This is a genomic window from Nocardia sp. NPDC004568, from assembly GCF_040609955.1.
Taxonomy (GTDB): domain Bacteria; phylum Actinomycetota; class Actinomycetes; order Mycobacteriales; family Mycobacteriaceae; genus Nocardia.
This window is the reverse complement of the sequence record NZ_JBEXLL010000159.1, coordinates 1-4,547: the sequence shown is the minus strand read 5'-3', so window position 1 is coordinate 4,547 and position 4,547 is coordinate 1. Positions and strand designations below refer to the sequence as shown.

The following is a 4,547-nucleotide window of genomic DNA, read 5'->3' as shown; positions in this document are numbered from 1 at the left end:
GCCAGCGGGAAACCGATATCGCGGCGTTCGCGCACGCGGATGTGCCGTTCGAGCGTTTGGTGGAGGTCCTCAACCCGGCGCGGTCCACGGCGCGGCATCCGCTGTTCCAGGTCGGTTTCTCGTTCCAGAACCTGGCGCAGTCGCGTCTGGAGTTGCCGGGGCTGACGGTCTCGGGTCTGGATGTCGATACCGAGGTCTCGCAGTTCGATCTGCACCTGATCGTTGCCGACGGCTACGACGACAACGGCGCTCCCCTCGGTGTGCACGGTCATCTGACCTACGCCACCGATCTGTTCGACCGCGCTACCGCGCAGGGGATGGTCGATCGGTTCGTCCGGTTGCTCGGCGAGATCGTGGCGGATCCGCTGACGCCGGTGGGCGATGTGGAGATCTTGGCGCCGGCCGAGCGGCAGGCGCTGCGGGCTCGTAACGCGACGGGTCGGGAGTTGGATTCGGCGGCGACGTTGGTGTCGTTGCTGGATGCGTCGGTGGCAGCCACACCGGATGCCGTGGCGTTGGTGGCCGCGGACGGTTCGCATATCACCTACGCCGAGTTGGGTGCGCGGGTCAATCGGCTGGCGCGGTTCCTGATCGCCGAGGGCGTGGGTCCGCAGGATCGTGTGGTGCTGGCGTTGCGGCGGTCGGTGGATCTGGTGGTCGCGATGTACGCGGTCGCCGCTGCCGGTGGTGTGTATGTGCCGGTGGATCCGGATCAGCCGGCCGAGCGGACCGGTTACATCCTGGATACCGCGGCACCGGTGCGCGTACTGACCAGCAGTGCCGACGCCACTGATGTCGTGGTGAACCACGGTGTGCCGTCGCTGGCCGTGGACACTCTCGATCTGAGTGGTTTCGCGGCTTCCCCGGTGACCGATGCCGAGCGGGTGATGCCGTTGCGGGCGTCGAATACGGCGTATGTGATCTTCACGTCGGGTTCGACGGGTCGCCCGAAGGGTGTGGCGGTCCCGCATGCGGCGATCGTGAACCAGTTGCGGTACATCGTCGCGGAGTTCGCACTCGATGCCACGGATGCGATCTTGTTGAAGACCGCGGCGACATTCGACCTGTCGGTGTGGGAGTTCTGGACCGCCGCGGTGAGTGGTGGCCGGATGGTCATCGCGGAGCCGGAGGGCCATCGCGATCCGTCGTATCTGAACCAGTTGATGCGTCGTGAGCGGGTGACGACGTTGACGGTGGTGCCGTCGATGCTGGATGCGCTCTTGAGCACCGGGGATGGTTTGCCGGAGTCGTTGCGGCGGGTGCTGGCGATCGGTGAGGCGTTGCCGGCGGCGACGGCGCAGCGGATGCTGGCTGCCTGTCCGGGTGTCGGGTTGTTCAACCTGTACGGTCCGACGGAAGCCGCGGTGTCGGTCACCACCCATCGGGTGACCGATGTCGATGTGGTGTCGGTGCCGATCGGTGTGCCGCAGTGGAACAGCCGTGTGTATGTGTTGGATTCGCGGTTGCGTCCGGTGCCCGATGGTGTGGCGGGTGAGTTGTATCTGGCGGGTGCGCAGTTGGCGGTCGGGTATTTCGGTCGGCCGGACCTGAGTGCGGATCGGTTCGTGGCGGATCCGTTCGTGGCGGGGCAGCGGATGTATCGCACCGGTGACCTCGTCGCCTGGAACGGTGCGGGCGAGCTGGAGTATCGGGGTCGTACCGATTTCCAGGTGAAGATTCGTGGGTTCCGGATCGAGTTGGGGGAGATCGAGGCGGCGTTGCTGGCGTTGCCGGAGGTCGCGCAGACCGCGGTGGTGGCGAAGTCGGATCCGCGGACCGGTGACCGGCTGGTCGCGTATGTGGTGCCCAGCGGTGCGGCCGGGTCGGATACGGCGCGGATCCAGTCGGAATTGGCGCGGCGGTTGCCGTCGTACATGGTGCCGTCGGTGTTCGTGGAACTGTCCGCGCTGCCGTTGACCGTCAACGGGAAGCTGGATCGTAAAGCTCTGCCGGAGCCGGTGTTCGAGGCGCGCGCGTTCCGGGCCGCGTCGACTCCGATCGAGGAGATCGTGGCGGGTGTGTTCGCCGACATCCTCGGTATCGAGCGGGTCGGTGCCGACGACGACTTCTTCGACCTCGGTGGTAACTCGCTGATCGCGACACAGGTGGCGGCGCGGTTGGGTAAGGCACTCGACACGACTGTTCCGGTGCGGGCGCTGTTCGAGGCTTCGACGGTGGCCGGTCTGGCGGTACGGGTGGAGCAGCATGCCGGATCCGGTGCGCGGACGCCGCTGGTGCCGCAGCCGCGGCCGGAGTTGGTGCCGTTGTCACTGGCGCAGCAGCGCATGTGGCTGATCAACCAGTTCGATCCCGGTTCGCCCGCGTACAACATTCCGATGGCGATCCGGCTGACCGGTGAACTGGACGTCGCCGCCATGCGCGCGGCGGTTTCGGATGTGCTGGAACGGCACGAAACGCTGCGGACGCGTTATCCGGTCGGCCCCGGCGATCGCCCCTATCAGGAGGTCCTGCCGGTCGCGCAGGCTCTCGGTAGTGGCCTCGAGGTGGCTGCCGCCGCTGATCCGGTGGCTCGGATCGGCGAGCTGATGTCGATTGGTTTCGATGTCACCCAGGAGGTGCCGGTCCGGGCACTGCTGCTCGAAACCGGACCCGGCGACCATGTGCTCGCGTTCGTCGCGCACCACATCGCGGCCGACGGTGCCTCGATGGCGCCACTGGCCCGGGACCTGATGACGGCCTACCTGGCTCGTGTCGGTGGTGACTCGCCGGGCTGGTCGCCGTTGCCGGTGCAGTACGCGGACTTCGCGCTGTGGCAGCGTGCGGTGGTCGGTGACGAAACCGACCCGACCTCACCGGCCGCCGGCCAGTTGGCGTACTGGCAGAAACAGCTCGACGGGGTTGCCGTAGATGTCGGGCTGCCGCTGGACCGGCCGCGTCCGCCGGTACCGTCGATGCGCGGCGGGCTGACGAGTTTCGCCCTCGAGGCCGAGGTACACCGCTCGCTGGACGAGTCGGCGCGAGCGCACGGCGTCACGCTGTTCATGGTGATGCACGCCGCGGTGGCGGTGCTGTTGTCCCGGCTCACCAACGCCGGCGATATCGTGGTCGGCACTCCGATCGCCGGACGCGGGGAGCAGGAGCTCGACGATCTGGTCGGTATGTTCGTCAACACCCTGGCGCTGCGCACCAAGGTGGACCCCGATATGACCTTCACCGAACTGCTGGAGCAGGCCCGGGAGACGGATCTCTCGGCGTTCGCGAATGCCGATATCCCGTTCGAACAGGTGGTGGGAGCGGTACTGCCGGGCCGGGCCACCGCGCACAACCCGCTCCTCGGCGTGGTGCTGTCCTTCCAGAACACCGAGCAGCCCACCCTGGATCTGCCCGGGCTGAGTGTGCAGGCGCTGGGCGAGCAGGCACTGGCCGCGAAGTTCGATCTCCAGATCGGTATCGACCCGCAGCGGGACGCCGACGGCGGCTTCGGGGAACTGTGGTCGGTATTCGGGTACGCCACCGACCTGTTCGACGAATCGACCGTGCAGTCCTTCGGCCGCCGGTTCGCCCGGATCCTCACCGCGGTGGCCGCCGATCCGCAGGTCCGCGTGGGCGATATCGATATCCTCGATACCGCCGAACGCGACCGGATGGCGGCGCCCGCGCAGCAGGTGGCGCCCGCTGCCACCACCGGCACCGCGCTGCCGCAGACGCTGCGCGCGTCGGTGGAGGACGATCCGGAAGCCCCCGCGGTGGTATGGGGTGAGGAAGAGATCACCTATCAGGAGCTGGACGCGCGTTCGTCGCGGCTGGCCCGGGTCCTGATCGGGCGCGGGTACGGGCCGGGTACCGGTGTGGTGCTGGGGCTCGAACGCGGGGTCGACGCGGCCGTCGCGACCTGGGCGGTGCTCAAGGCGGGTGCGGCGCTGGTGCCCGCCGACGCGGTGTCCGCCGCCGCGGCCGCGGGTCTGTCGGTCGAGGCCGGCCTCGTGGCGGGTGCGCCGCCGGCCGCGCCGGGTGTCGACTGGCTGGTGCTGGATGATCCGGCGCGTATCGCGGAGATCGCGGCGGAATCGTCCCGTCCGGTGACCTACGCCGATCGGGTGCGGCCGCTGCAGGGCGGCGATCCGGTATGCGTCGGCGCCGGTGGCCGGGTGCTGTCCTACGACGAGCTGGCGGCCGTGGTGGCCGAGGTGCACACCGTGACCGAGCTGACCTACGAATCCCGCACCTTCCGGTACGGACGTACCCACGGTCCGGCCGCGGTGGCGGAGATCGTGGCGGCGGGCGCGGCGGGCGCGGCGGTGGTGCTCGTACCCGAGGTCACCGGCGCGGCGCTCGGCGATGAATGGGTCACACACCTGTGGATCGACCGGGCGGGCCTCGAGGCCTTGGAACCGGACGCCCTGGAGGACCTGTCCGCGCTCCTCCTGGAGGAGGCGGGCCGGCCGGACGGACAGTGGGCAGCGGTGGAGCGGATGCTCGAGCTGAGCGATCTGCTGGACTGAGCCTCCCGGTGTAGCGGCCGCGGTCGCCCGGCGTCAAAGTGGCCGCGGGACCCGCCCCCGCGCCGGGGGGACGCATGCAAGGTT

The 4,547-nt window shown here is 68.9% G+C and carries 1 protein-coding gene; it reads left to right on the top strand.

Translation table 11 applies throughout. The features are described from left to right. On the top strand, positions 1–4,463 hold a 4,463-nt coding region (locus tag ABZV91_RS32165; protein WP_355249480.1), incomplete at its 5' end, for an amino acid adenylation domain-containing protein. Positions 4,464–4,547: the final 84 nt, after the last annotated feature.